The 24,211-nt window shown below is 47.0% G+C and carries 22 protein-coding genes; 6 read left to right on the forward strand and 16 right to left on the reverse strand.

Annotated elements, in window-relative coordinates:
- The first annotated feature begins 40 nt into the window (after positions 1 to 40).
- Together J2W69_RS08835 and J2W69_RS08840 are read left to right on the forward strand one after the other, a co-directional pair.
- Complete coding sequence (locus tag J2W69_RS08835; RefSeq protein ID WP_310276906.1) at positions 41 to 1,672, forward strand: ABC transporter permease; 1,632 nt, start codon at positions 41 to 43, stop codon at positions 1,670 to 1,672.
- On the forward strand, positions 1,669 to 2,718 hold the full coding sequence (locus J2W69_RS08840) for an ABC transporter ATP-binding protein (protein WP_310276909.1): 1,050 nt from the start codon (positions 1,669 to 1,671) through the stop codon (positions 2,716 to 2,718). The genes J2W69_RS08835 and J2W69_RS08840 overlap by 4 nt, the downstream gene beginning before the upstream one ends.
- Positions 2,719 to 2,734: 16 nt before the next feature.
- Here J2W69_RS08840 and J2W69_RS08845 read toward each other — a convergent pair whose 3' ends face one another.
- The 11 genes from J2W69_RS08845 to J2W69_RS08895 form a co-directional block, all read right to left on the reverse strand.
- Complete coding sequence (locus J2W69_RS08845; RefSeq protein WP_310276911.1) at positions 2,735 to 4,354, reverse strand: methyl-accepting chemotaxis protein; 1,620 nt, start codon at positions 4,352 to 4,354, stop codon at positions 2,735 to 2,737.
- A gap of 328 nt (positions 4,355 to 4,682) precedes the next feature.
- Positions 4,683 to 5,375 carry a CTP synthase C-terminal region-related (seleno)protein gene (locus J2W69_RS08850; RefSeq protein ID WP_310276914.1) on the reverse strand — a complete coding sequence of 231 codons (693 nt, stop codon included), beginning with the start codon at positions 5,373 to 5,375 and terminating at the stop codon, positions 4,683 to 4,685.
- Positions 5,376 to 5,464: 89 nt separating this feature from the next.
- A complete protein-coding gene (gene def / locus J2W69_RS08855; RefSeq protein WP_310276917.1) occupies positions 5,465 to 5,980 on the reverse strand; it encodes a peptide deformylase in 516 nt (171 codons plus the stop codon).
- A gap of 12 nt (positions 5,981 to 5,992) precedes the next feature.
- Complete coding sequence (locus J2W69_RS08860) at positions 5,993 to 6,850, reverse strand: inositol monophosphatase family protein (RefSeq protein ID WP_310276920.1); 858 nt, start codon at positions 6,848 to 6,850, stop codon at positions 5,993 to 5,995.
- Between the two features lie 114 nt (positions 6,851 to 6,964).
- Entirely contained in the window at positions 6,965 to 7,300 is a 336-nt protein-coding gene (locus J2W69_RS08865; protein ID WP_310276924.1) for a 5-carboxymethyl-2-hydroxymuconate Delta-isomerase, read from the reverse strand.
- Positions 7,301 to 7,614: 314 nt separating this feature from the next.
- Positions 7,615 to 8,028: a hypothetical protein gene (locus tag J2W69_RS08870; RefSeq protein WP_310276927.1), complete on the reverse strand. Its 414-nt coding sequence runs from the start codon at positions 8,026 to 8,028 to the stop codon at positions 7,615 to 7,617.
- 121 nt (positions 8,029 to 8,149) lie between these two features.
- Entirely contained in the window at positions 8,150 to 8,737 is a 588-nt protein-coding gene (locus tag J2W69_RS08875; RefSeq protein ID WP_310276929.1) for a hypothetical protein, read from the reverse strand.
- Positions 8,738 to 8,805: 68 nt separating this feature from the next.
- Positions 8,806 to 9,264: a GNAT family N-acetyltransferase gene (locus tag J2W69_RS08880; RefSeq protein ID WP_310276933.1), complete on the reverse strand. Its 459-nt coding sequence runs from the start codon at positions 9,262 to 9,264 to the stop codon at positions 8,806 to 8,808.
- Positions 9,265 to 9,391: 127 nt separating this feature from the next.
- A complete protein-coding gene (locus J2W69_RS08885) occupies positions 9,392 to 9,682 on the reverse strand; it encodes a hypothetical protein (RefSeq protein ID WP_310276935.1) in 291 nt (96 codons plus the stop codon).
- Positions 9,683 to 9,999: 317 nt separating this feature from the next.
- Complete coding sequence (locus tag J2W69_RS08890; RefSeq protein ID WP_310276939.1) at positions 10,000 to 11,148, reverse strand: E22 family MetX-like putative esterase; 1,149 nt, start codon at positions 11,146 to 11,148, stop codon at positions 10,000 to 10,002.
- Positions 11,149 to 11,174: 26 nt separating this feature from the next.
- On the reverse strand, positions 11,175 to 12,476 hold the full coding sequence (locus J2W69_RS08895; RefSeq protein WP_310276943.1) for a GntP family permease: 1,302 nt from the start codon (positions 12,474 to 12,476) through the stop codon (positions 11,175 to 11,177).
- A gap of 212 nt (positions 12,477 to 12,688) precedes the next feature.
- Here J2W69_RS08895 and J2W69_RS08900 point away from each other — a divergent pair, with 212 nt between their 5' ends.
- On the forward strand, positions 12,689 to 14,911 hold the full coding sequence (locus J2W69_RS08900) for a TonB-dependent receptor (protein ID WP_310276946.1): 2,223 nt from the start codon (positions 12,689 to 12,691) through the stop codon (positions 14,909 to 14,911).
- A 220-nt stretch (positions 14,912 to 15,131) separates the two neighbouring features.
- On the forward strand, positions 15,132 to 15,779 hold the full coding sequence (locus tag J2W69_RS08905) for a response regulator transcription factor (protein ID WP_310276949.1): 648 nt from the start codon (positions 15,132 to 15,134) through the stop codon (positions 15,777 to 15,779).
- A 124-nt stretch (positions 15,780 to 15,903) separates the two neighbouring features.
- On the opposite strand, the gene J2W69_RS08910 is transcribed toward J2W69_RS08905, so the two are convergent.
- Positions 15,904 to 16,695 (reverse strand): glycoside hydrolase family 19 protein, encoded by a 792-nt coding sequence (locus tag J2W69_RS08910; protein WP_310276952.1) that lies wholly within the window; start codon positions 16,693 to 16,695, stop codon positions 15,904 to 15,906.
- Positions 16,696 to 16,891: 196 nt separating this feature from the next.
- Positions 16,892 to 17,059: a hypothetical protein gene (locus tag J2W69_RS08915; protein ID WP_310276955.1), complete on the reverse strand. Its 168-nt coding sequence runs from the start codon at positions 17,057 to 17,059 to the stop codon at positions 16,892 to 16,894.
- Positions 17,060 to 17,234: 175 nt separating this feature from the next.
- On the opposite strand from J2W69_RS08915, the gene J2W69_RS08920 reads away from it, so the two are divergent.
- On the forward strand, positions 17,235 to 18,131 hold the full coding sequence (locus J2W69_RS08920) for a LysR family transcriptional regulator (RefSeq protein WP_310276958.1): 897 nt from the start codon (positions 17,235 to 17,237) through the stop codon (positions 18,129 to 18,131).
- On the opposite strand, the gene J2W69_RS08925 is transcribed toward J2W69_RS08920, so the two are convergent.
- Positions 18,128 to 18,670 carry an NAD(P)H-dependent oxidoreductase gene (locus J2W69_RS08925; protein WP_310276961.1) on the reverse strand — a complete coding sequence of 181 codons (543 nt, stop codon included), beginning with the start codon at positions 18,668 to 18,670 and terminating at the stop codon, positions 18,128 to 18,130. The two genes, J2W69_RS08920 and J2W69_RS08925, sit on opposite strands and share 4 nt — an antisense overlap.
- A 91-nt stretch (positions 18,671 to 18,761) precedes the next feature.
- On the opposite strand from J2W69_RS08925, the gene J2W69_RS08930 reads away from it, so the two are divergent.
- Positions 18,762 to 19,679, forward strand: coding sequence for a LysR family transcriptional regulator (locus J2W69_RS08930; protein WP_310276964.1), 918 nt, complete (start codon positions 18,762 to 18,764; stop codon positions 19,677 to 19,679).
- A gap of 10 nt (positions 19,680 to 19,689) precedes the next feature.
- Here J2W69_RS08930 and J2W69_RS08935 read toward each other — a convergent pair whose 3' ends face one another.
- Positions 19,690 to 23,178, reverse strand: a complete 3,489-nt coding sequence (locus tag J2W69_RS08935) for a PAS domain-containing hybrid sensor histidine kinase/response regulator (protein WP_310276967.1) — start codon at positions 23,176 to 23,178, stop codon at positions 19,690 to 19,692.
- 92 nt (positions 23,179 to 23,270) lie between these two features.
- On the reverse strand, positions 23,271 to 24,020 hold the full coding sequence (locus tag J2W69_RS08940; RefSeq protein WP_310276970.1) for a 3-hydroxybutyrate dehydrogenase: 750 nt from the start codon (positions 24,018 to 24,020) through the stop codon (positions 23,271 to 23,273).
- Positions 24,021 to 24,211: the final 191 nt, after the last annotated feature.

A 24,211-nucleotide genomic window follows, 5' to 3' on the forward strand; every position in this document is an offset into this window, starting at 1 on the left:
TTTCTTAGAGTCGCGTTTTTTTGAGAAGGACACCTTTCGTTTGACGAGCCCGTTGTTTAGCCGGACTGTAACAGTTTTTGCCTTGCTATTGGCTGTGCCCGTGCTGGTGGTGCTTGGGTCTTTGCTCACTCCTCAGCCCGAACTATGGGCACACTTGTTTGATACTGTGCTGGCCGATTATGTCACTAACTCTTTGCTATTGGCTTTGGGTGTGGGTGTGCTGAGCGCTGGCATCGGCACTTTAATGGCCTGGACTGTGGCGCGTTATCAGTTTGTCGGGCGCTCTGTAGTGCAGTGGTTATTGCTGCTGCCTATGGCTATTCCGGCATATATCATGGCGTACAGTTATACCGGTTTACTGGATTTTGCCGGGCCTGTGCAAAGCCAGCTGCGGTTGTGGTTTGACTGGTCGTACGGCGATTATTATTTCCCTGAAATCCGCTCTTTGCCCGGCGCTATTCTGATGCTGTCGCTGGTGCTTTATCCTTATGTTTATATGCTGGCCCGTACTGCCTTTCGCCAGCAATCCGGCTCATTACTTGAAGCCAGCCGCACTTTAGGTTTAACTCCACGTCAGCATTTCTGGAAAGTAGCTTTGCCTGTGGCTCGCCCAGCCATATTAACCGGAGCTGCGCTGGCGATGATGGAAGCTCTGGCCGACTATGGCACAGTGCAGTATTTTGGCGTCACCACTTTTACTACTGGTATTTTCCGCACCTGGTTTGGTATGGGCAATCAGTTAGGGGCGGCGCAATTGTCGGCGCTGTTGTGTAGTTTTGTGTTGTTGCTGCTCTATCTGGAGCAGTGGTCCAGACGCAAACTGAAGTTTTATCAGCAAGGCCAAAAGCAGCAGGAACCCACTCGTCAGCCGCTGACAGGTGTGGCTGGATTAGCTTTGTTGTTGCTGTGTTTATTGCCTGTGCTGTTGGGTTTTGTCTTGCCTGGGTTGCAGCTGCTGGGCTGGGCCAGTGACAGGTTAAATCAGTTGTTCTCGCCTGACTTTATTCAGCTTCTTATCAATAGTTTTTCTTTGGCGGCCTTAACAGCGCTGGTCACTGCCAGTCTGGCTTTGTGTTTTGCTTATGCCAAACGATTATCTGGCCACTGGTCCTTGGCCTTACCTGTACGTATTGCTTCTATGGGTTACGCCTTGCCGGGCACAGTGATAGCTATAGGTGTGATGTTGCCGCTGGCGGCTGTGGATAACTCGATAGATTTATGGGCCGAAAAGCAATTTGGCATTCGTACTGGTTTATTGTTGTCCGGCACTTTAGTGGCGCTGGTGCTGGCTTATACGGTACGTTTTATTGCTGTGGCTTTGCATAGTGTGGAGGCTGGTCTGATGCAAATTACGCCTTCAATGGACAACGCCGCCCGCAGTTTAGGCGAAAGCCCGGTTGGGGTGTTAAAACGTGTTCACCTGCCGTTATTGCGCGCGTCGGTACTCAGTGCTTTATTGCTGGTGTTTGTTGATGTATTAAAAGAGTTGCCCGCCACTTTATTGCTGCGGCCTTTTAACTTTAATACCTTGTCGGTACGTACTTACGAGCTGGCTTCAGACGAGCGGCTGGCCGACGCGGCTTTGCCAGCCCTTGCCATAGTACTGATAGGTTTAATTCCGGTGATCCTGCTGTCCCGTGCTTTGGATCGTTCAAACAGAGGTGCCCAATGACGCTGGTATTACAACAGCTTTCAATAGCTTATGGCCCGGCCACTGTGGTCAAAGATGTCAGCTTAACTTTGCAACAAGGCCAGATAGGCTGTTTGTTAGGGCCATCCGGCTGCGGTAAAACCAGTTTATTACGTGCTATTGCGGGTTTTGAACCTGTGCAAACAGGCTCTGTTCTGTTGGCCGGTGTGGCTCTGTCAAAACCTGACCAGTTGATCAATCCCGAACAGCGCCGTATTGGTATGGTATTTCAGGATTTCGCGCTCTTTCCACACCTGACTGTGGCGCAAAATATAGCTTTTGGTGTAAAGAAAAAACCAAAAGCACAGCAACAACAAATAGTGGCTGATCTGTTGGCTTTGGTCGGTTTGCCCACTTTAGGTGAGCGTTATGTGCATCAGCTCTCTGGTGGTCAGCAGCAGCGGGTGGCGTTAGCCCGGGCATTAGCGCCAGAACCTGAAGTCTTGCTGCTGGATGAGCCTTTTTCCGGCCTGGATGCCGACTTACGTGAAGCTTTGGCACAGGATATTCGTGGCATTATCAAACAGCGTGGCATCAGTGCTTTAATGGTGACTCATGATCAGTTTGAAGCTTTTGCCATGGCTGATCAGATAGGCGTGATGCAACATGGCAAACTACAGCAGTGGGGCAGTGCCTACGAGTTGTACCATCAGCCTGCTAACAGGTTTGTCGCTGACTTTGTTGGCCACGGCGCTTTGTTAAAAGGCGAAGTGCTGGCGGATGGTCAGGTGTGCACAGCTTTAGGTATATTTACCCAAACAGAATCGGAATTTACATCGGGTGCAACTGTGGATCTGTTGGTCAGGCCGGACGATATAGTGCATGACGACGAAAGTGGTTTTACCGCCAAAGTGGTAGGGAAGTCGTTTCGGGGTTCGCATATTTTGTATAGTCTGGAATTAGAAGGTGCAGAGCAGGTGTATTGTTTAGCACCGAGCCACCATAATCATCAATTGCAAAGCCGCATTGGTATTAAGCTGGAGCTGGATCATTTGGTGTTGTTTCAGGCCCAGAGTCATTCACTCTGAGCCTGACAGTTCCGTTTTACAAAGTAAAACGGGCCACAGCGTTGTTCAGCCCGTTAGATAAAGTGCGAAGTTCATGTGCCACTTCGCTGTTATGACGGGTGGCTTCACTGTTTTGCGCTGACATAGTGGCAATACGTTCAATATGGCCTGCCACTTCGTTACTGGCTGAGTTTTGCTCGTGTAACGACTGTGAAATAGACTCAATCACGCTGACCACCTGCTGGAAACTGCGCTGGATAATATCAATAGCCTGACCTGCCTGGCCCGCCAGTTCAACCCCCATATTCACCTGTTCCACACCCGTACTCATCTGGCCTACTGCATCAACAGTTCCGTTCAGTATGACGTCAATCATGCCGGAAATTTCAGTAGTGGACTGAGTGGTGCGCTGCGCCAGTAAACGCACTTCGTCTGCGACCACCGCAAAACCACGGCCTTGTTCACCAGCCCGTGCTGCCTCAATAGCTGCATTGAGTGCCAATAAGTTGGTTTGATCAGCTATACCTTTGATCACATTGACAATAGAAGATATTTGCTCGGACTGTTTACCCAGTTCCTCAATACGGCCTGAAGCTGAGCGCACGACCTGGGCAATACGTTCCATACTGGCCACTGTGTCGTTAATTACTTTGCTGCTTTGTTGCGCCTGCTGGCCTGATTTACCTGCAATGGTCTGAGCTTCGCTGGCATTGGCTGAAACAGAATCGATACTGACACTTAATTCTTCCACTGCAGCAGCTATGGATGAAGAGGCCCGTGATTGTTCTTCTGCAGAAGCCGACAGTTGTTCTGTGGTGCTGGCAACGGTTGAGCTTGCACCGCTTAACTCTGCAGCTGCAGATTTGATTTGGCTCATCAACTGATGCAACTGAGTTTGCATTTTGCCCAAAGCCTGCAGCAATGCCGCCACTTCATCGCCACCACTGCTGTCAATCTGGTTATTTAATTTGCCGCTGGCCACCGAAGAGACTAAATCTTTGGCCACTTGCAGACGGCTTTGTAAGGTACTTTTTAAATACAAGGCGATCAGAACGCTGAACACTAAAATAACCAAACCGCCGGTAATTGATGTCGCGAAAACAAAACTTTTGGCTTCTGCTGCATCCTTGCTTCTGCTGTCCAGCAACTCACGTTCACGTTGCTGCAAAGTGTCCATTTGCAGACGAAGTTTATCCATATAGTCCCGACCTATACCCTGGCGTTCAAACTCGCGCACTGCCAAGCGAGCTGCAGCATCAGTGCCTGCAGCTTTCATCTGGCTAATACTGGGGTCAATGGCTTTTGTCAGCCAATCGTTATACAGGCTCTGAATGGTTTTTAAGCTTTGCTGTTGTAACGGATTATCAGCGGTTTTTTGTAGCAGTTCTTTTATATCTTTTTCGGCTTCAGCTTTACCCAGATGGTAAGGTTGCAATGAACTGTCATCACCGGTAATCACAAAACCGCGCTGACCCGTTTCCACGTTCACTAAAGCTTCTGACAATCTGTTGGTAGTGCGGATCACTTCAAAGGTATGGTTATTCAGCTCTACAGCTTGCTGCATTTTAGTCAGCTGATTTAAGGTAATTAAGGTAGATAAAGTGACCAAAGCCACAATAGCAGCAAAAGCAAAAACAAGTTTTCTAACCAAAGTCATGGTTCACCTCAGTGCGGTTTGTAGTGGAAAAAGTGGAACGCAGGTACGCTGCTGTACAAGGTCATTTACAGATATACGTTGAGCATGCGAATGCGATCAGCGGTATTTAAGTAAAATTTATACAGGAATGACACACAAGCGGCAAGACTTAATCGGTTTAGAAAAAGCAGCTAAAACACAGATTTTAACCGCAACCAGATAAAGAGAGCATACAAAGCCTGAGAGTTCATCATTTGATTAAATTGTCTATTTTCTCTCTATGTTCGGTTTGAACACCAGGACTTCAATGAAGGGGAAAGTATCCATTTTTGATAGCGATTGTCAGAACTCATTCTATACATGCCTGAACAAAGGCTGTAACCAAAGGTGATACTGTCCCCTTCAGTGCAGCTCGTTCCGGCTGGAAAAGAGTGGCAAAGAAAAAAGGATGCCCGCTGAGTTCTACAGCACGTATCTCACCAGTCGAGTCATCGGCAGCGCCCCTCAAGGGACCTTTCAGAAGCGCTTGGCTGAATTCTGGATTCAGTCCATACCGGCAACGATATCCTTCAACTATTTCAAGGGTGCCGTAAATTTCGGCAAGGTTACTGCCCTGGAAAATAGTTACTTTTTCGGTGGTTTCAACCAGTGAGCAGGCAAGTGGTGAAATTACCGGGAGTGTTGTGTCCGGAGATGATTCCGCATGATCGGCGTTGGCCCAGCCAAGAACATTGCGGGCATACTCGATGATAGCGTGCTGAAACCCGCCACATGTACCAAGGAAAGGCAGCTGTTTTTCTCTGGCGTATTGAATCGCACGAAGTGCGCCGTCCATGCTTCGATAAGGCGTAGCAGGCACACACCAGATACCATTGAATCCGCTAAGTGAATCAACACTGAGGATCTGGTCGGTTGGAAGCCATTCAAAAGCAATAGAAACACCTAATGATTTTGCTGCTCCATGCAGTGAAAGAGGGATACCTTGATGCGCAGGAACAGTATCATCACGCTCACCTATCAGGCCAACTTTAATGTTTTGCACAGATTTTCCTTTGAGTTCTGACGCACGCAGCAAAACCCGCGCTGCGGTTGAGATCCAGGCCACGCATTGGCCGTGTGTGACAGCGCTTGTTATAAGCGTTGTTTTGTGCCCAGATTGGCATGTTTTTTCAATTTTTTTAGTGCTATTTGCCGCTTTAAGGGAGACAAATGATCGATAAACAGATTCCCTGCCAAGTGGTCAATTTCATGTTGCATGACGATCGCAAGGAAATCATTATTTTCAATTTTTATCGCTTGCCCCTGTCTATCTAAAGCAGAAACAACAACCGAAGTATATCGCTCTACATCCGCGTAATAATCAGGTACTGATAAACAACCTTCTTGCCCTATAGCTTTATTGTCGCCACTGACAATTTCTGGATTTATAAGCACTAAAGGCTCGTCTCTGTTTTCAGAAATATCAATAACAACTATTGCTTCTTTTCTGCCAACTTGTGGCGCGGCCAGACCAATGCCGTTACTTGTTGAGTACATTGTTTCGAGCATATCTTCAATAAATAATTGAACTGCACCGATGTTTGTGACAGGTCGTGCTTTTACTTTAAGCCTCGGATCGGGTGCCGTTATAATGTCTAAAACTGCCATAGGTCCCTTAAATTAATAAAAGCTTATAACGCCGCCAGCATGATCGGTTTTGCAGTGAAGGCGGGTTTCCCGCACAAGGGCTGCAACCTCGCTATGCAATTGAGGCGCACCTGCGAGTACTGCGTATTCTTTGTCTGCAGCCGATTCAGATATGTCTAAGTCGAGTTGCTGTCCGGTCAGATCTGTATAGAGCCCTCCAGCTTCTTGGACTATGAGCATGGGGGCGGCGATATCCCAAAGCCGTGTGCTTTGATTCAGCATGCCGCCAAGACGACCTTCCGCTGTGTAAGCAGGGTCCATCAGGCTGTTGGTCGCCCGGATATTTCTTACGCGGCGAAGCAGTTTGGACAGAAGGTATGTATTTCGTTCTGCCTCCTCGTCTGTAGATCCACCATCCATGCCGTAAGCCCAAAGAACATCTGCCAGCATATCGTTGTGAGCCACAAAAATAGGTTCGTCATTCTTAAAAGCGCCACGTCCAGCTTGCGCCGAATAGACATCTCCTGTTGACGGAATATGAATGACGGCTGCCACTGGTTTTTTACCTTGCAGCACGGCTATCAGTACACCAAACCAGGGGATTCCGGCCGCATAATTTGAGGTTCCGTCCAGCGGATCTATAACCCAGGTGAATTCGGATCCCCGCAGATCACAGCCAGTTTCTTCCGCAATGATGGAATGATCAGGATACTTTTGACGGACCCCATGCACAATAATTGCCTCAGACGCAGCATCAGCTGCGGTAACAATATTGCTATTGTCACCTTTCTTCGACAGAACCTGCACATCGCCATTAGATTCCAGAAGAGTTAATCCGGCCTTCCTGGCAAGTGCTATGGCGGTATTCAATATTTCGTTTTCAAGGTTCATATACATGGCCCAGTGAAAATTGTAAGGCCTGGCACAAAGCACAGGGGCGGAAAAATGTGTCAGCAGCTTTGAATTCCTGTCGCCAAAAGTCGCGACAGGCACGCCTTGTTATGTTTAACTTACACTTTTTGAATAACTGCTGCGATCAATATCCATCACCTCGACTGTTAATGAGCAGTTTTGCAGCTCAAGCTTTTGAAGTGCAGATAAGACTGATTTTGAAAGCATTTTTTTCTGCTCAGGCGTTCTACCCGAGAGGATTTTCAAAACAACATGCACAAAATCAGATTTTTCCAGCCCTGTCAGATAACTTTGATAGGCAATTGCTCTCACTTTTATATCCATGCCATCAGCTTCAAATAGCTCTGACTTCAAAGCTCCTGAAAAGACCAGCGGCACTAGAATTTCACTGTTTAATGATGATGAATGTTCAACTATGCAATGTGGCATGTACTACTCCAAAAACGTAACTACCTTCTCTTAGCTTAAAATCGAAGCGATATCTGCCGGAGATTCTGGGATAGTTTTTAGCTAGCAAAAGATGCCACCATTTGCTCAATGTATTCCGCGAAGCATAAATTATAAATGCAGCGAACAACGACGATGCTGAACCTAAAACGAAATTTTCCATGTTAAAAGATTCCTAAACAGCTGACTGAAAAGAGTACCGGTCTAACGCCCAAATTTAGCGCGGAAAGCTGTGCAGTGTGTTGACGTCGCAGCCAGCGCCTGTTTGCTGGCGACAAAATTTGCTTGTTATGTGCTTACTCATGGACACCAAGTAAAACATTTTGAAGCTCAATATTATTTGCGCACACTTCGCTGCCAGAGTCAGTGCGCATGATAGAGACCATATTTGTAAAAGCATCACGCTGCTCTTTGGAACCCATTGACGCACCTAATTCCTCAAATCGAGAGAACGCAGCAACGGCTTGTTTTGAACCGTACAGACAGATCCTTGCTTTTGCGTCCCCTGTTCGGGAGAACAGTTCCTTTTGCTCTTGCGTTCCAATTTTGGGCCGGAACTGAGCCTGCTCACAGACACATTTCAAATAGTCCATGTAAGCTTTTGACCGTAAATCTCGCAGATGACGCTGACTTTCAATATGTCGGGTAAAGAAATACTGGAGTGATGCACCGATGACAACGCCCAGAAACGATAAGAATGCAGTTAGCAATTTCTAAACTCCTTGGCTACTTCGTAGCTGGGTTGGCACATAACGCTGCCAGCAACGGCGAGCGAAGTGAGTCCAGCCCACTTTTTTTGTGGGCGTTGTTGGCTGGCCTTGTTATATTTTATTACGCTGAACACTCGGCCTCCACTTTTAGAGGTTTAATATAATCTTTATAAGATTTGTAACCAGCCAAAGATATTTTTGCATCAGGATTCCGGCTCATAAAAGTTACATTAGCCTCTAGGCTTTTATCGTAATACTTACATGCATTTATCTTGTCATCTGCGGCCATTGAGGTAAAAGCCATATGGAGATAAGTATTTGTTAGGTCATCGTATTCACCCAAGAGTTGATAAATACTCTCAGATTTACGCAGATACTCCATAGATTTAAAAAATCTGTTTTGATAAGTAACAGACTTATCAATAAAGCCGTTATCTTCATAATTGTCTCGGTACCTTGAAACAGCACCCGAGCGCAGAAATATAGCATATGCTGTATAGCCTTCTGCCAGTCCAGCTTTATTGTTATTTTCTTGATATATAGCTATCGCTTCATGGATAAGCTTTTCGGCAGGTAACGCCCTTGACTGTTCATCAAATAGCCAATAAGCATCCGCTATTTTTTGCTTTGGATCGCTTGTATATGGAACGAGTGCAGCTGCGCAGCCAGCAAGTGAAATTAACGTTAGAGTAATTATGATATGACGCAAAGCCTTCCTCCGTGAAAATATAACGCTGCCAGCAACGGCCGTTGCTGACTGGCCTTTGTTATGTGAATTTAACGTTTAATCATATATATACAATTATCTATCGGTAACTTATCAGGATAATCACTCTCTGAGAACCCAAATTTTTCGTAAGCTTTGATTGCAGATTTATTGTGCTTTAGAACAAATAGAGAACAAGCATTAACTTTTAATTCAGCAGTACCTACTTCACTAAGCCTCATCATTAATTCTTTGGCGATCCCTTTTCCTCGACAACTGGGGTTTACTGCCAGCCGAGCCAAATGGCACCTATTTAACCGTAGATAATATTGACCAAATGCTAACAGATTGGATTTATCATCTACGAGCGAGAATGCCTTCAATGAATCCAAATTAAGATCAGCACTAAATGAAGCTAAATCGTAAGGATACCTAAAGTTAGGCCCAGTCCAATCTTTGAGTTCTTGTTCACAAGAAAACCATTTCATTAAATTTTCGATATGGCTCGAGCAAGGCTTGATTAATTCCATCTTAGTTAAATACTCAGACATTCACATAAGGTTTTGCTAATTGGCTGCCGCAGCGTAGGCAGTCCAGTGGAGGCCACGCTGTTTGTGGCCGGAACGAAATCAAGCAACTTGTTATAAGTTTCTACCATTACCAGCCTTCCAAATGTGTGCCAAGTTCCTTACCCCTGGCAGCTTCATCTTTGCTCAAGAAGGCTTCGAGAGCTTCTGGCTTTCTTAAACTAAGCCTATGAAATAACACGTTCGTCAGAAAGTATATAAGCCACAGAAAAACAAGAAAAAATGCAAACAAGCCAACTTTTTCGCTTAATTGAAGATCTTTGTCAAAGTAGAGCATTGGCACACCGATAATTGAGACAAGCCAAGTCATATGAATGAAAGAAACTTTAGCAGCAAGCAGCAATACTTTCGTAGAGTACATCGTGTTCCTCTGATCTTCCGTGAGACTTCTAACATTTGTATATTGCGCTGGCACGCTTTGCCTGGTTCTGCCAGCTGGCACGCGATTCCCTTTTGGCTACCTGTTATTGACTGGCTCTGTCATTGTAAGCCTCTAAATTAGATTGTTTTTCCTTCTTCAGCAACAAATAACTGTGCCATCCAGAGGTGAGCGTAGTTTCAGCGGAGCAACAAGATCCTGGCCAGTTCTGCACGGAAAAAAACAGCTAAAGCATAAGCTTTAGCTGAACCAGAGGAAGGCAAACCTCAACAGGGTGGATAGAAATAGTGATGGAAGAATTACTGCGCTAAAAACAGCCGGATTTGTTCTGCTTTACTCTGAATATTTAATAGCCCGTCTAAATGCCCGGCCTGACCGGAAATTTCTTCATACAACGCATTGGGCATCTGGTCTTTGCTTTGTTTTGCCATAGCCGGAGTCAGCAATAAATCCCCTGTGGCCGGTAACCAGAGGGTTTTGGCTTTTACGCTTTTCAGCTTTTGCTGCCAGTTGTCGCCCATACCAGCGCGCCATAACTGCGAAGCCCTGACCAGGTACAGCAACGAATTGGCATCCATTTGAGCTGAACGTTGTGTAGCCGCTTTCATCAACTGATCCCAGGCAGGTAATTCGTTTTGAATATCCTGATGAATGGCTTTATCCAAAGCAGGCGCCGGGTAGCTTTGGTTAAATAAATCCGGGTGCAGGGCGTCCTGAATCACATAAGCCAAAGCTCGTGTTAAACCTTGAGGTTGTTCTGTTGATGGATAAGCGCCTTTATTCCACTCCGGGTCCTGTTTGATAGGCTGAGCCCAGCGTTCCAGCCGCACCGCACTGAAACTGTCGATATAAGCTGTGCCTATCACCGGCAGTAAACGCTCTACTTTATCCGGATAACTGACAGCCCATTCAATAGCCTGAAAAGAACCCATGGAAGGGCCAATCACCGCATACAATTTTTCAATGCCGAGTTGATCCAGCAAAGCTTTTTGCACTTCCACAAAATCACGAATGGTAACGATTGGAAAAGTTAAGCCATAAGCCTTGCCTGTGTCGGGGTTGATGCTGGCAGGGCCTGTGGTAATCACATCAGGTGAAAAGGCATTCAGATTAGCCAGACTATCGACACTTACTACATAAAATGTGTTGGTATCTATGGCTTTGCCGGGGCCAATAATGCTGTCCCAGTAGCCTGGTGCTGCATCTGTAGCGCGGTATTTGCCTGCGGCATGGGATGTGCCGGAAAAGAAATGAGTAATTAAAATGACATTGGATTTATCAGCATTAAGCTTGCCATAAGCTTCCCAACCGGCTTTCACCTGTCTTAATACCACACCGCTTTGGGTGGTAAAACTTTCCAGCTCCAACTGCTGTTTTTGTACTAAAGGCAGCTCTGTCGCAGCTAAAAAGCTGCTGAACAGCAACATAAATCCAAACCATAATTTCATCAGTGTGTCCTTCTAAATGCCTTTGCTCAGAGCCATTGGAACAGGAAAATAGCCATGATCACACCCAAAGTGGGGACCACTACTGTGACAGCAGCGACAGGCCAGTAGGCATTTTGATGGCTTTCACCACAGATAGCACGAATGGTAGTGACCACATAACCATTGTGCGGCAATGAGTCTAAAGCGCCGGATGAAATAGCAACGACACGGTGCAGTTGTTCAGCGTCCACGCCTCGTTCTAAATACACAGGGGCTATTTCCGGCAAGGCTATGGCCTGACCGCCTGATGCTGAACCTGTTAAACCGGCAATAATACTGACCGCTACCGCAGCACCTATCAGTTCAGAGCCTGGTAAATGGGTCATGGTGTCTACTACAGCGGCAAAAGCTGGCGTTAACTTAGCGACAGAACCAAAACCTACCACAGCAGCTGTGTTGCCTATGGCTATTAAAGCCCCTGTTGCGCCTTGATCCAGCGTCTGGCCCAAAGAGGTTAAAAATTTTCGATTTAACAAATACAAAGTAGTGACACCACCGGTCAGCGCCACAATCAAGGCGGCTTGTTGCATGGAATCGTGCAGCAGGTAAGACAAAATTAACACCACCAGCAAAGGCAAAATGCCCATCATTGGATGAGGTAAAGCTTTGTTTCCTACTACAGGGTCCGAGTCGCGGCCTTCAAATTTTTCTCCTTTGGCCATAGCGCTTTTTATCATCTTCATCAGCCAGCAGTAGCCGATGATGGCCATAAAAATGGCGACTATGATACTGACTTCCCAGCCAGCATAAGGGCTGGTGCCCAGGTATTGAATGGGGATCCAGTTCTGGATTTCCGGTGAACCTGCTGATGTCATAGTAAAAGTGACAGAGCCTAAACCTAAAGTGGCAGGAATAAAGCGCCGTGGCAGGTTAGCGTCTTTAAATAAACTCACCGCCATGGGGTAAGCAGAAAAAGCCACCACAAAAATACTGACGCCACCATAAGTCAGCACGGCACAAGCCAGTACCACAGCTAAAACAGCCCTTTGTTTGCCAATACGTTTCACTATAGCCAAAGCCACAGCGTCAGCTGCTCCGGTGTGTTCCATCAGCTTGCCAAAAAGTGCACCCAACAAAAACATTAAAAACCAGCTCGAGACAAAACCAGCAAAACCTGACATATAACCCTGGACAAAATTGGCTGGATTGTCGGCGAGCCAAAATGGGATGCCATTAAATAAAGCGACAAACAAAGCGCAGAGTGGCGCCAGAATAAACAGGTTCACGCCACGCATGGTCAGCACTATCAATAACACCAGTCCCGCCAACAGACCAAATAAACTCAGCATAGAAACAACCTTGTGGTTTTTTTTCCAGTCTGGTGGAAAGTACAGCAGCAAACCATAGTACTAAGGTACAGTCTGTAAGGCGTGATGTTGGTTAATTCTTTTATTTTCATGTGCTTGAGTGTAGTTTGTGGCGGGTATAGTACTAAGGTACAGCTTAACATTTCAGCAGGACAGCCTAGAGTGGTACTGGACAAATTAGCAGGAGAAGGCACATGGCCCATAACAATAAGAAGACGAAGACTGTATTCCAACCGACTTTATTAGCGCTGCTGATAGGCTCAGCTTTATTTAATCCGGCACTGGCAGAACAGGCCAGCGAAGACAGCGCAGAACAAGAAGAAGCAACGCTGGAAGTGATTCAGGTCACGGCCCGTAAAACTGCAGAAAACCTGCAGCAGGTTCCTGTTGCTGTGACTTCTATAGGCGCTGAAGCTTTAGCTCAACGTGGTATTGAAAACATCACTGCGGTACAGGCGTATTCGCCCAACACCACTTTGCAGGTGTCCCGTGGCACCAACAGTACTTTAACTGCTTATATCCGTGGTATAGGCCAGCAGGATCCGCTGTGGGGTTTTGAATCCGGGGTCGGTATTTATATTGACGACGTCTATATGGCTCGCCCTCAAGGTGCAGCTCTGGACGTCTACGATGTAGAACGTATTGAAGTATTACGTGGCCCGCAGGGCACTTTGTATGGACGTAACACTATAGGCGGTGCGGTTAAATACATCACTAAACCTTTAAGTGGTGATACAGAGCTGAGTTTACGGGGGACTGTGGGCAACTACGGGCAAAAAGATTTCAAAATTGCAGGCCAGACGGCATTAACGGACAAACTGTTTTTTGGTGCAGCATTAGCCACCTTAAACAGAGATGGTTTTGGTACTTACCTCAATACCGGCGCTGAAAACTACAATAAAGAGATCCTGTCCGGTCGTGTGAGTTTGCAGTATCAGGCCACAGACAATTTACGTTTCAGTTTTGCGGCTGACCGCACTGAAGATGATTCCAACTCGAAAGGTGGTCATCGTTTAACACCAAGTTTAGTGACTGGCGATACACCACCAGAAAGCGTTTTTGATTCCAATACCAGTATGCCGGCGGATAACTCTGTGGTGACTGAAGGTCAATCACTGACTATTGCCTGGGATGTCAATGATCACTGGACCTTAAAATCCATTACAGCTAAACGTGAAGGTGTAACAGACACTAATATCGACTTTGACGCCACAGCCTTACCTTCGTTAGACGTCCCCGCCTTTTATGAAGACGAACAGACATCGCAGGAACTGCAACTGTTGTTTAACGGCGACAAACTGAAGATGGCATCAGGTTTGTATTATTTCAAAGGGGATGCCTGTGGTGCTTTTGGTACTGTGCTGGTGCAAGGCTTGGGGCTGACTATTGAAAACGGTGGTTGTGTAGAAACGGACAGCGTGGCCGCTTATGTGCAGGGCAGTTACCAGTTTACAGATAAGCTGTCTTTTACCTTAGGTGGTCGTTATACCGAAGATGACAAAGACGCTGATGTGTATCGTTTTGTTTATCTGGGGTATAAATTACCTCGTGCTGATGGCACACCCATTGCGGTGCAATCTGATTTTGATGGTAGCGAAAGCTTCAGTCATTTCTCTCCCCGTTTAGGTTTTGAATATCAAAGTTCCGACAATTTTATGTGGTATGGCTCTTACACCGACGGTTTTAAATCCGGTGGCTTTGATATGCGTGGCAACCAGTCTATTAACCCGAATGCTGGTGATCCGTATCAGGAAGAAACAGTAGATACCTTTGAAATTGGCTTTAAGAGTGAATGGAACAATCGCACTATACGTTTAAATGCTGCCGCTTTTAGTTCCAGCTATAACGATATGCAGGTGACAGTACAGCGTGCGGTAAATAATACAGTGGCTTCTCAGGTATTGAATGCCGCCAGTGCAGATATCCGTGGTTTTGAAGTTGAAATGATTTCTGTGGTGACCAGTAACTTAGAATTTATCGGTATTCTCGGCTACACAGATGCCAAGTTTAACGAAGTGGTATTTTTTGACCCTGTATCACAAACCAATACAGATGTGTCTGATATCTGGTCTTTTGCCAATACACCGGAATGGACTGGTACTTTAGGTCTGAAATACACTCAAAGTGCAGGTATAGGTGAAATTGTTTATAACGTTATGGGCTCGTACCGTGCTGACACTCAAATTTTTGAAGTGCCTTCTGTGCTGGATTTTGGTGGTTACACCATCTTTAACGCTGGCGCGATCTGGTACTCCAATGATGGTCACTGGGATCTATCGGCTCAGGTGCGTAATATAGGTGATAAAGAAACCCGTATTGCCGGTTACAACTTCCCGCTGTTGGCCGGTGAGCAAACCATTACGGCCTATTACGGCGACCCAAGAACCTACAGCTTAACTTTGGGTTATCGTTTCTAAGCAGCTAAAGGTGTAAAAGATTAGCCAAAGTAATTGGAGTTGCAGCGAGGCGACAAGTGATTGAGACCCCAGGAGCATAGTTCACCTATGTGACTGGGGCGAGAACTCACAGTCAACAAAGCTGCGGCTTCAAGTACGAAGGCTAAAAATTACTTGCCGGGGCGAAAGCCCTGGTTCAGTATGTTTAAAAGAGGTTTTAAAGAGTTGATACTGCGCTGTTATGATTGCAATTATTGCTGATGATCATCCGTTATTCCGTGTCGCTCTGGCACAGGCTTCCCAACAAATTCTTGGCACTGATGCTGTGCTGCTGCAAGCCAACAGCATGGCGCAGTTATGGGCTTTATTACTGCAACACCCTGATGCTGAACTGATCTTCCTGGATTTAAAATTGCCGGACGCCGAAGGTTTTGCCGGTTTAACCTCACTTCGTACTGAATACCCTGATATTGCCATTTTAATGGTGTCTGCTATTGAAGATCCTGCGGTGATTAAACAGGCGTTGCAACTGGGGGCTTCGGCTTATATTCCTAAATCAGCGCCTTTGGATTTGTTATCTGAAGCTGTGGCACAAGTAGTGGCTGGAGAAACCTGGGTGCCAGCTGAGCTGGTGAACGACGTGGAAAAAGCCAGAGATCTGATTGATCAGGATTTCGCCCGTCGACTGGAACAACTGACACCTCAGCAATTTCGTGTGCTGAAAATGATTGCCGACGGTTTACTGAATAAACAAATTGCCTTTGAAATGCAGGTGCAGGAAACCACTATCAAGCAGCATGTGTCGGCAATATTACGCAAACTGAATGTGAATAACCGCACTTTGGCCGGTATTTTGTTTGAAAAGCTAAAACTACCGGATGAGTTTTAATTGATCCCCGTTATTCCTTGAATGGTATTGAAATCGTAGGGGCGACCTTTATGGTCGCCCGCTCAGCCTCTCTATTAATTGCAGAGAGCTGGGCGGGTATTTCAACCTAATGGACAGGCAGTGGTTAATTTAGTCCCATTTGTTGTTTGGCAATGCCCAATAAATGCGCTCTGTCCTCAATGCCGTTGGTGCCGCCATTAATCAGTTTGGTGACTTTGGTTAAGTCATCCGCTTGTGCGGCGGCATTAATATTGTGACGTTGCCAATACCAACAACCCGACGCCACGGCCAGCACTGGATCTGCGGCAACCAGATCGGGTTGATTCACCACATCGATACCCCAGTCCCTGCTAAAAGCCTGATAGTTGGCTTTGCCCGTCAGTTGAATAATGCCGCGGCCTCTGTAAGCCCAGCCATCGCCACTTTGTTCATCACCATTGCCCATCCGATTGGCATAAATACGGTTAGCGATTTTTTCCGGCTGGCGGGCGTAATTATTCACATCAGCACCAACAAAATATTTTGAAAACAAAGAGGTGAGTGCTGAGGCACTGTAGTTCAGGTTCTCTCTGAGCTGGGAAAAGCCTGCACTTTCATGGGCAGTTTGCGCCATAAAATGCGCCACACATAAAGGTGGGGTAATTTGAGCTTTGGGCAAATCCAGATCCAAGGCTTTGCAGAAATAGCTCAGATCACTGGCGTTTAAAGCAGGGCACAAGGCTGACAGCAAAGCCGGACTGACTAATGTTGCTTCTTTGGCTGGCAGGTCCGGCAATTCCAGTTGTTGACCCGGATAAATGAGATTGGCATTTGCCAACTGATTCTGGTTGGCTATCCAGCTTGCTTTACTGCTGTCACCATAAAAACGAGCGGCAATGGCGTTTAACGTATCTCCGGTTTTGACCTGATAAAGCATGATGCTCTCCCTGTCGTTGAAAAATAACAGGTACAAAGTATGGTGCAGTTTTTATGTTTTAACAGTGGTTCGACAATAGACTCAGCAACATTGTGCGTCACCGAAAATATGCTCCTGCATTTTCGGTGTACCGTACCTCCTGTACATAAAAAAGCCCACCTCTTGGGTGGGCAAAAGAGGCGGCAACGCCTTTTAGCTAGGAACTGGTGACACTAATGCATGAATTCGGTGGTACAGCAGCTGGTTTTACCGGGCAGGTTGTTGCGGCCTGGTTAGATTCAGTCTGCTGTACAGGGGCTGTTGGTACATAACCATGAAACTCAGCTAAGCCTTTAAACACCTGAACTAAACTTTGGCTAAACATAAGACTTCCCCCTTTTTAATCTGAATTCTGCTGTCTGAATGCTGAGCAGTGTAAACACTGGCTATGGCTTTGATTAGCGGGGCGAACAAAGACAGACAGTTTCCTAAAAGAAACAGTCAGAGTGAAAAAATCCGGTTAAAATCAAGCATAAAACAGCATAAAAAAAGGTGCAGGGATGTCGTTGTTACAACGTTTAAGTGATATGGCTACATTTGCCAAAGTAGTGGAAAGTCGTAGTTTTACTCAGGCTGCTGTGGCGCTGGATATGTCCAAAGGTGCTGTCAGTAAAGCCATCAGTCGTTTAGAGCAACATTTAAACGTGCGTTTATTGCAACGTTCCACCCGTCAGTTGAGTTTAACCTCGGAAGGCGAAGCCTTTTTTGAGTATTGTCAGCGGGTGGTCGTGCAGGCCGATCAGGCTGAACATCATTTATCTGAATTGCGCGATGAACCCTCAGGTTTAATTCGTATCAGTGTGCCTGTCACTTTTGGTACTTTGCGAATTGCCCCTTTGTTGCCAGAGTTGTTGAAACAGTACCCTAAGCTGAGCATTGAGCTGGATTTAAACGACAAAGTGATTGATTTGATTGCCGAGAAAATGGACTTAGGCATCCGATTTGGTCAACTGGCCAATTCAAGTTTAATAGCCCGTTCTTTACCGGGTTTACCTATCACACTGGCGGCTTCCCCAGGTTATTTACAAGCCTTTGGTACACCACAAAGCCCTGCTGATTTATGCCATCACCAATGTTTGAGTTCTGGTTCATCTGTGGCCGATCGCACCTGGTTTTTTCGTTACCAGGATCAACGCATTGAAGTGCTGACCACTGGCCGGGTCTTGTGTAACAGCAACAGGGCGCTGAAACATGCGGCTTTGGCCGATATGGGCTTGTTGTTTGTCACCCGTTATCAGGTGGAAAAGGAGCTGCAAAACGGCAATCTGGTGGAACTGATGCAGGACTATATGCCAGAGCCTCTGCCGCTGCATCTGGTGTACCCCAACCGCCATCATATGAAGGCAGGTTTAAAAGTAGTGATCCAGTTTTTGCAGCAGCAGTTTGCGACAGGCTAAACTGCGTTGTGCCACTGCCGCAGGTAATCAAGATAACGCTCACCTTCTCCAGCCAATATTGCGGGGGTGGTTTTAAGGGCATGATACAACACAAAAGGGCTGTGCCAGACCCAGCCGCAGCGATGGGCTGTGGCCTGCAGCGGAATAAATAATTCCTCCAGCGGATATCTGTTACTGCCTTGTGGGCTGTAGGCGTCAATAGTATTGCCCGCTGTAGCCGCCAGCAGCACAGGAAGGCCCTGCAGTAACGCTCCTTCAGTCGCATAATTCAGATAATACATAGGCGTCAGTACCGCATCCTGCCATGCTTTTAACAGCGGTGGCGTGGAATACCAGAACACCGGAAATTGCAGTACCAGGTGGCTGCATGACAATAATCTTTGAGTTTCTGTCGCCACATCAACAATGCCATCCGGATACAGCTGATACATATCAATAATCTGATAGTCACTTTGCTGCTGAAGATGTTTTACCAAATGCTGATTGGCTTTGGATTGAGCTAAGTTCGGGTGAAATACTAAAACTAAGGTGTTTTGCATTGCTGGGCTCCTGTTGAAATCGACAGCCTTAGTTTTCCATTTCATGCTATATAGATCTAATGGATACTTTGTATAGCTGATTATTGATTTCATGAATTTACGTGCTGTGGATTTAAATCTGCTGGTGATACTGGATGCCCTGCTGGATGAAGCTCATGTGACCCGGGCTGCTACCCGATTAGGTTTATCTCAGCCGGCTATGTCGAATGCGCTGGAACGCTGTCGTATCCTATTTGCTGATCCTTTGCTGGAACGCAGTAAAGAAGGCATGAGACTCAGCCCTAAAGCCCAGTTATTGCGGCCTTTGCTCAAAAACAATCTGGCTCAAATTCAGCAGTTGGTGTTACCAGAACAGCCGGATCTGACAGTACTGAAACAACAGGTGAAGTTGGGTATGTCGGATGCGGTGGCCAGTTTGATCTGCAGCAGCTTGTATCAGCGAGTGGCTGAGCAGGCTCCGGGACTGGATCTGCTTATTTTGCCCTGGCATGGCTCGGAACAGACACTGGATGCATTGCGACAGGGCGATTTGGATCTGGCTGTTTCGGTATTTACAGACCTGAGTCCTTCTTTTACCTCTGTTGAACTGATGCAACAGCAGTATCTTGTGGTGATGTGTAAAGACCACCCGGCCGCAATACATTTTGATCTGCAGCAGTGGCTGTGTTATCCGCACCTGATGGTGTCAGGTCGTGGTCAGGCTTACAGCAGTCTGGATCAAAAACTGGCTGAACAGGGATTAAAACGCCGTGTTGCTGTGGTGGTGCCAAGCTTTTTACTGATCCCGGACTTATTGCGTCATTCAGAACTAATTTCATTGTTGCCGGAGAGTAGTTTGCCAGCCAATTGGCAGCAGGACTTTGTGTGTTTTACTCCTCCTCTTGCATTAGATCCTTTTCCTTTGCATCTGGCCAGCCATGTCCGGCGTCAGCATGATCCGGCCGTACAGTTGGTTAGCCAGTTAATACGGCAGATTGTGAGCAATCAATTGCAGTCTTCGGGGGCTTGATCCAAATCCGTCAGTTCAATAAACGCTGCAACAGCCGCTTTAGCGACACTTCTTTCAGTGGCTTGAGCATAAAATGAAAACCCGCATTCAGGGCGTGCTGGCGAATATCACCACTTTGGTCGGCTGAGTTAATCACAACAGGAGCGCTGATGCCAAAATGTTCCGCCAGTTGTATCGCCACTTCAACTCCGGTCGCGCCATGATCCAGATGGTAATCAAATAACATCAAATCAGGTTTAAAGCCTTGTTGCACAGCGGCCAGCGCTTCATTGGGTGAATTGACGGCCTGCACTTCACAATCCCAGCTTTGCAGCAATTGCGACACGGCTTGTAGCAATACGGCTTCGTTATCCATCAGCAGAATACGTTGCCCGGCAAAACCACTGGGCTGGCTGGATTTAAGCTGTGGCGATACCCTCTGACTGACTCTGGCCAGCGGAACTTTGATATAAAAACAGCTGCCTGTGCCGACAGCAGAACGGAAACCAACTTCATGGCCTAACAAGCTGCAAATACGCTGACTGATCGCCAGGCCAATGCCTAAACCTTTTTGATCGGCCTGACTGCCTTGCTGGAATTCATCAAAGATTTTCTGTTGATCCAATTCACTGATACCTATACCTGTATCGCAGACACAAATTTGTAGCTGATTGCCTTGTCGTTTTACTCCCAACAGAATTTTGCCGCTGAGGGTGTAACGTAAGGCATTGGCTAATAAATTCTGGATCACCCGTTTTAACAGTTTGGCATCGCTTAAGGTACCAAGACGGGTTGGAATATAACTGAAGCTTAAGCCTTTGTTCTGCGCCAATACAGCGGCTTCGCGGGCGCTTTGGTCTAATAATTCAGCTAAGGCAAAAGGTTCTGGCTGCGCTTTGACGACACCAGCATCCAGTTTGGTCAGCTCCAGTATGGCAGCCAGTAATTCCTCCGCAGAATTCAGGGAGTGGCTTAAATTTTGTGCCAGTTGTTTTACTTCATCCTGTTGGCTTTGCTGGCGGATCAGGCCACAAAACAAGGCGGCGGCATTAAAAGGTTGCATTAAATCATGACTGGCGGCGGCAAAAAAACGGGTTTTGGCAGCTGTATTGGCTTCCAGCTGCTGTTTGGTGTGCTCCAGTTGGCGGTTCAATTCTTCAAGCTCTGCGGTACGGCTTTTGACGCGTTGTTCCAGCGTATCATTGCTTTGTTCCAGCTCACGCTGCACTTCAATAAAGGAGCTGACATCGCTGTACGTCGTGACAAAACCACCACCGGGCAAAGGGTTGCCCAGCATTTCAAAAATACGGCCATCCTGCTGCTGGCGCTGAAATTTATAGCTGCTGCCCTGACGTAAATAATTCAGCCGCTTTTGTATTTCCTGGCTGAGTTCCACCTGGGATAAAGGCTGACCTGCCAGACCCCGCTGCAGGTTATAACGAATGAGTTCTTCCACCGGCCTGCCAACTTCGACTAAACCCAGAGGGTAGTCAAACAGCTCAAGGTAACGCTGATTCCAGGCTATAACCCGCATATCTGCGTCCACCACACTGATGCCCATACTGATATTGTCGATGGTGGCGTGCAGTAAAGCCTGATTAAACTGAAACACCTGACTGGCTTCGTCAACAAAACGCGCGACAGATTCAATAGGTAACTGGGCATGTTTGCCTGAAGCTTGCAGCAACAGTCGCATAGAAGCGCCGCCTACTACAGCGGCCAGACTGCGTTCTACCGCCTGCATAAACTGCGGTTTGGCCCATTGTTCAGGTTCCACCGTCGTTTTGCTGTAGCGTTGCAGTAGTTTTTTGGCTTCTTTTTCTCCGGCAAAACGCCTTACTAATAAATAACCATCCTGCACGCTCAGAACCGGGTTTTGGCTGCTTGCACTTTGCTGGCTCGGGCGACGTAAAAAACGGTAACTTTCCAGCCATTCGCCTAATCTGGTTTGGCTGAAGTGACTGACCAGCAGTAACATCAGGGTATTGACTGTTAAGCTCAGCACTACCCCTACACTGACTGAGTCGAGATGCCCACCAAACAGCTGAGTAGGAGCAAGCCAGCTCAGACCCAAAGGCCCTTCAGTCAGCCAATCGCCGCTGATAAAACCGGCTCTGGCGACTTCAGGCAGCAATAAAATATAAGCCCAGATCGCAAGACCACTGCAAAGCGCCGCTACTGTGCCCTGACGGTTAATACGCTGACTGAATAAGCCTAAAATCAGCGGTGGTGCCAGTTGGGCTATTAAGGCAAAAGCCATTAAACCCAGCTGAGCCAAACCAGTACCAGTGCCTATCCAGCGGTAATACAAATAGCCCAGAAACAGCACGGCCAGCATAGACCAGCGTCGTAAGGTGACTACTTTGATTTTTTGCTGGCCCGGGCTTTCGTTGTGTTGTTTGCGGTAAATCAGCGGAGTGAGTAAGTCGTTGGTGACCATAATACCAAGCACCACAGTGGCCACTATCACCATACTGGTGGCGGCAGAGAATCCGCCTAAATAGGCCAGCAAAGCAATGTCGGTGCGGTTAGCAGCCAGTGGCAGTTGCAGCACCACTAAATCCACATTAGCTTGTGGCCCCAGCATCATAATGCCGGCTAAAGCTAAGGGCAGGGTAAAAAAGCTCATCAGCAGTAAATAGCCAGGGAAAATCCAGCGGGCCTGATGCAGGTGACTTAGCTGCTGGTTTTCGACAAAACTGACATGGAACTGGCGGGGTAAACATAAAGTGGCGACAAAACCCAATAACACATGCACCCAATACACATAAGAAGGTTGGCCTTGCTGCTGCAGATCTTGCACAGCCTGGTGTTCAGCCGCTTTGTTAAAAATATCAGTGATGCCATCAAACATGCCCCAACAGACAAAAATACCTATGGCGATCAGCGCCAGTAATTTCACCAGAGATTCAAAAGCTATAGCCGCCATTAAACCCGGATTCGGCTGATGCGCTTTGGCGCTGCGTCCGGAAAACAAAAGAGCAAAAACTGCCAGCCAAAGCGTGACATAAAGCCCTGTATCCTGATACCAGGGCCTGTTGTCCTGCATCACCACCAGCGCCTGAATGCTGGTGCTGATGGCCTGCAACTGCAGTGAAATATAAGGAATAATAGCGATCAGCACTATCACTGTGGTGAGTATCGCCAGTAAGCGGGAATGACCATAACGGGTGGCAATAAAGTCGGCGACTGAGGTAATACGGTAGCGACGGCAGGCAATGGCAATACGGCCTATTAAACCAAAAGCAAACCAGAATAAAATCAGTGAGCCAATGTAAGTGGGGGGGATCCACCAGCCATTCACTGCAGCCTGAGCTGTAACACCATAAAAAGCCCATGAGGTGCAATAAATGGATAAAGCAAAGCTGAAAATCCAGGGCGACAGTGGATGACGGCGCTGCAGCCTGCGGCCTACAGCACCAACGCCCAATAACACCAGTAAATACAGCAAAGACAAAGCAGCAATGGTGCCCAAACCAATGGTGCTGGCAGGTAAGGTCATAATCACTTCAACGGCCACAGCATATTTTTATTCTGCCCTGATGTTGGATCAGCTGTCCAGTATTTGCACCTTTGCGCTTTTTGCACCTTTGTACTTTTGCAGAGGCGCATTTATCGTGCCGTCCAGCCGCCATCCAGTACCAGAGTTTGAGCTGTAATATGCCGGGCCGCAGGTTCACACAAAAAAGCTGCTGTGCTGGCAATTTCATCCACACCAATAAAAGCTTTTTGTGGCATAGGTGCCAGCATGATTTGGTCTATCACTTGCTGTTCGGTCAGGTTATGTTCTTTGCTCTGGGCTGCTATTTGTTGATCGACCAAAGGGGTACGGACATAAGCTGGGCAAATGGTGTTTATCGTAAAATCAAAGTTAGCGTTTTCTAACGCCACTACTTTACTAAAACCCAATAAACCATGTTTGGCTGCCACATAAGCGGATTTAAAAGGCGATGCCACCAGCGCATGGATAGAGCCTATATTAATGACCCGGCCAAAACCTTGCTGCTGCATACGAGGTAACACAGCTTTGGTCAGCATAGCCGGCCCTGTCAGCATCACCTGTAGTAATTGCTGCCATTTTTCTTCAGGAAAGTCTTCCAGCCGCGCTACATGCTGTACTCCGGCATTATTGATCAGGATATCGATTTGATAGGCCTGGGCGCAGGCTTCAATGGACGCTTGTTCGGTTAAATTCAGCAGTATGCTGCTTGCGTTATAGCCTGCGGCTGTTAATTCTTGCTGGCGGATGTCTAACTGGGCTGCGTTGATATCAGCCAGAATGACATGATGGCCCATAGCACCAAAATGTTCGGCTACCGCAAACCCAATACCCCCTGTGCCACCTGTGATTAGTACATTCATTGCCAACTCCGCCGCTAAAACTGTTCTGTCTGGCAGGTTAAGAGTTTTGATTTTTTACCACAACGGTACTTTAGTGCTATAGCCTGACAATTTTGTGTGTGAGGGGATTTAGTCGTTATTTTTTGCTGAACTATGGCATAGCAAGCAACTTTGTTTTGACCGTCCCGCCAGCTGTGATAGATTTAGGCTTC

It is taken from the genome of Rheinheimera soli (assembly GCF_031457405.1).
Lineage (GTDB): Bacteria > Pseudomonadota > Gammaproteobacteria > Enterobacterales > Alteromonadaceae > Pararheinheimera > Pararheinheimera soli_A.

What these genes read in the sequence shown, in the direction of transcription:
- J2W69_RS08840 (WP_310276909.1), top strand. Translation starts at nt 1,669, where the DNA reads ATGACGCTGGTATTACAACAGCTTTCAATAGCTTATGGCCCGGCCACT.
- J2W69_RS08845 (WP_310276911.1), bottom strand. Translation starts at nt 4,354, where the DNA reads ATGACTTTGGTTAGAAAACTTGTTTTTGCTTTTGCTGCTATTGTGGCT.
- def (WP_310276917.1), bottom strand. Translation starts at nt 5,980, where the DNA reads ATGGCAGTTTTAGACATTATAACGGCACCCGATCCGAGGCTTAAAGTA.
- J2W69_RS08860 (WP_310276920.1), bottom strand. Translation starts at nt 6,850, where the DNA reads ATGAACCTTGAAAACGAAATATTGAATACCGCCATAGCACTTGCCAGG.
- J2W69_RS08865 (WP_310276924.1), bottom strand. Translation starts at nt 7,300, where the DNA reads ATGCCACATTGCATAGTTGAACATTCATCATCATTAAACAGTGAAATT.
- J2W69_RS08880 (WP_310276933.1), bottom strand. Translation starts at nt 9,264, where the DNA reads ATGGAATTAATCAAGCCTTGCTCGAGCCATATCGAAAATTTAATGAAA.
- J2W69_RS08885 (WP_310276935.1), bottom strand. Translation starts at nt 9,682, where the DNA reads ATGTACTCTACGAAAGTATTGCTGCTTGCTGCTAAAGTTTCTTTCATT.
- J2W69_RS08890 (WP_310276939.1), bottom strand. Translation starts at nt 11,148, where the DNA reads ATGAAATTATGGTTTGGATTTATGTTGCTGTTCAGCAGCTTTTTAGCT.
- J2W69_RS08895 (WP_310276943.1), bottom strand. Translation starts at nt 12,476, where the DNA reads ATGCTGAGTTTATTTGGTCTGTTGGCGGGACTGGTGTTATTGATAGTG.
- J2W69_RS08900 (WP_310276946.1), top strand. Translation starts at nt 12,689, where the DNA reads ATGGCCCATAACAATAAGAAGACGAAGACTGTATTCCAACCGACTTTA.
- J2W69_RS08905 (WP_310276949.1), top strand. Translation starts at nt 15,132, where the DNA reads ATGATTGCAATTATTGCTGATGATCATCCGTTATTCCGTGTCGCTCTG.
- J2W69_RS08910 (WP_310276952.1), bottom strand. Translation starts at nt 16,695, where the DNA reads ATGCTTTATCAGGTCAAAACCGGAGATACGTTAAACGCCATTGCCGCT.
- J2W69_RS08915 (WP_310276955.1), bottom strand. Translation starts at nt 17,059, where the DNA reads ATGTTTAGCCAAAGTTTAGTTCAGGTGTTTAAAGGCTTAGCTGAGTTT.
- J2W69_RS08920 (WP_310276958.1), top strand. Translation starts at nt 17,235, where the DNA reads ATGTCGTTGTTACAACGTTTAAGTGATATGGCTACATTTGCCAAAGTA.
- J2W69_RS08925 (WP_310276961.1), bottom strand. Translation starts at nt 18,670, where the DNA reads ATGCAAAACACCTTAGTTTTAGTATTTCACCCGAACTTAGCTCAATCC.
- J2W69_RS08930 (WP_310276964.1), top strand. Translation starts at nt 18,762, where the DNA reads ATGAATTTACGTGCTGTGGATTTAAATCTGCTGGTGATACTGGATGCC.
- J2W69_RS08940 (WP_310276970.1), bottom strand. Translation starts at nt 24,020, where the DNA reads ATGAATGTACTAATCACAGGTGGCACAGGGGGTATTGGGTTTGCGGTA.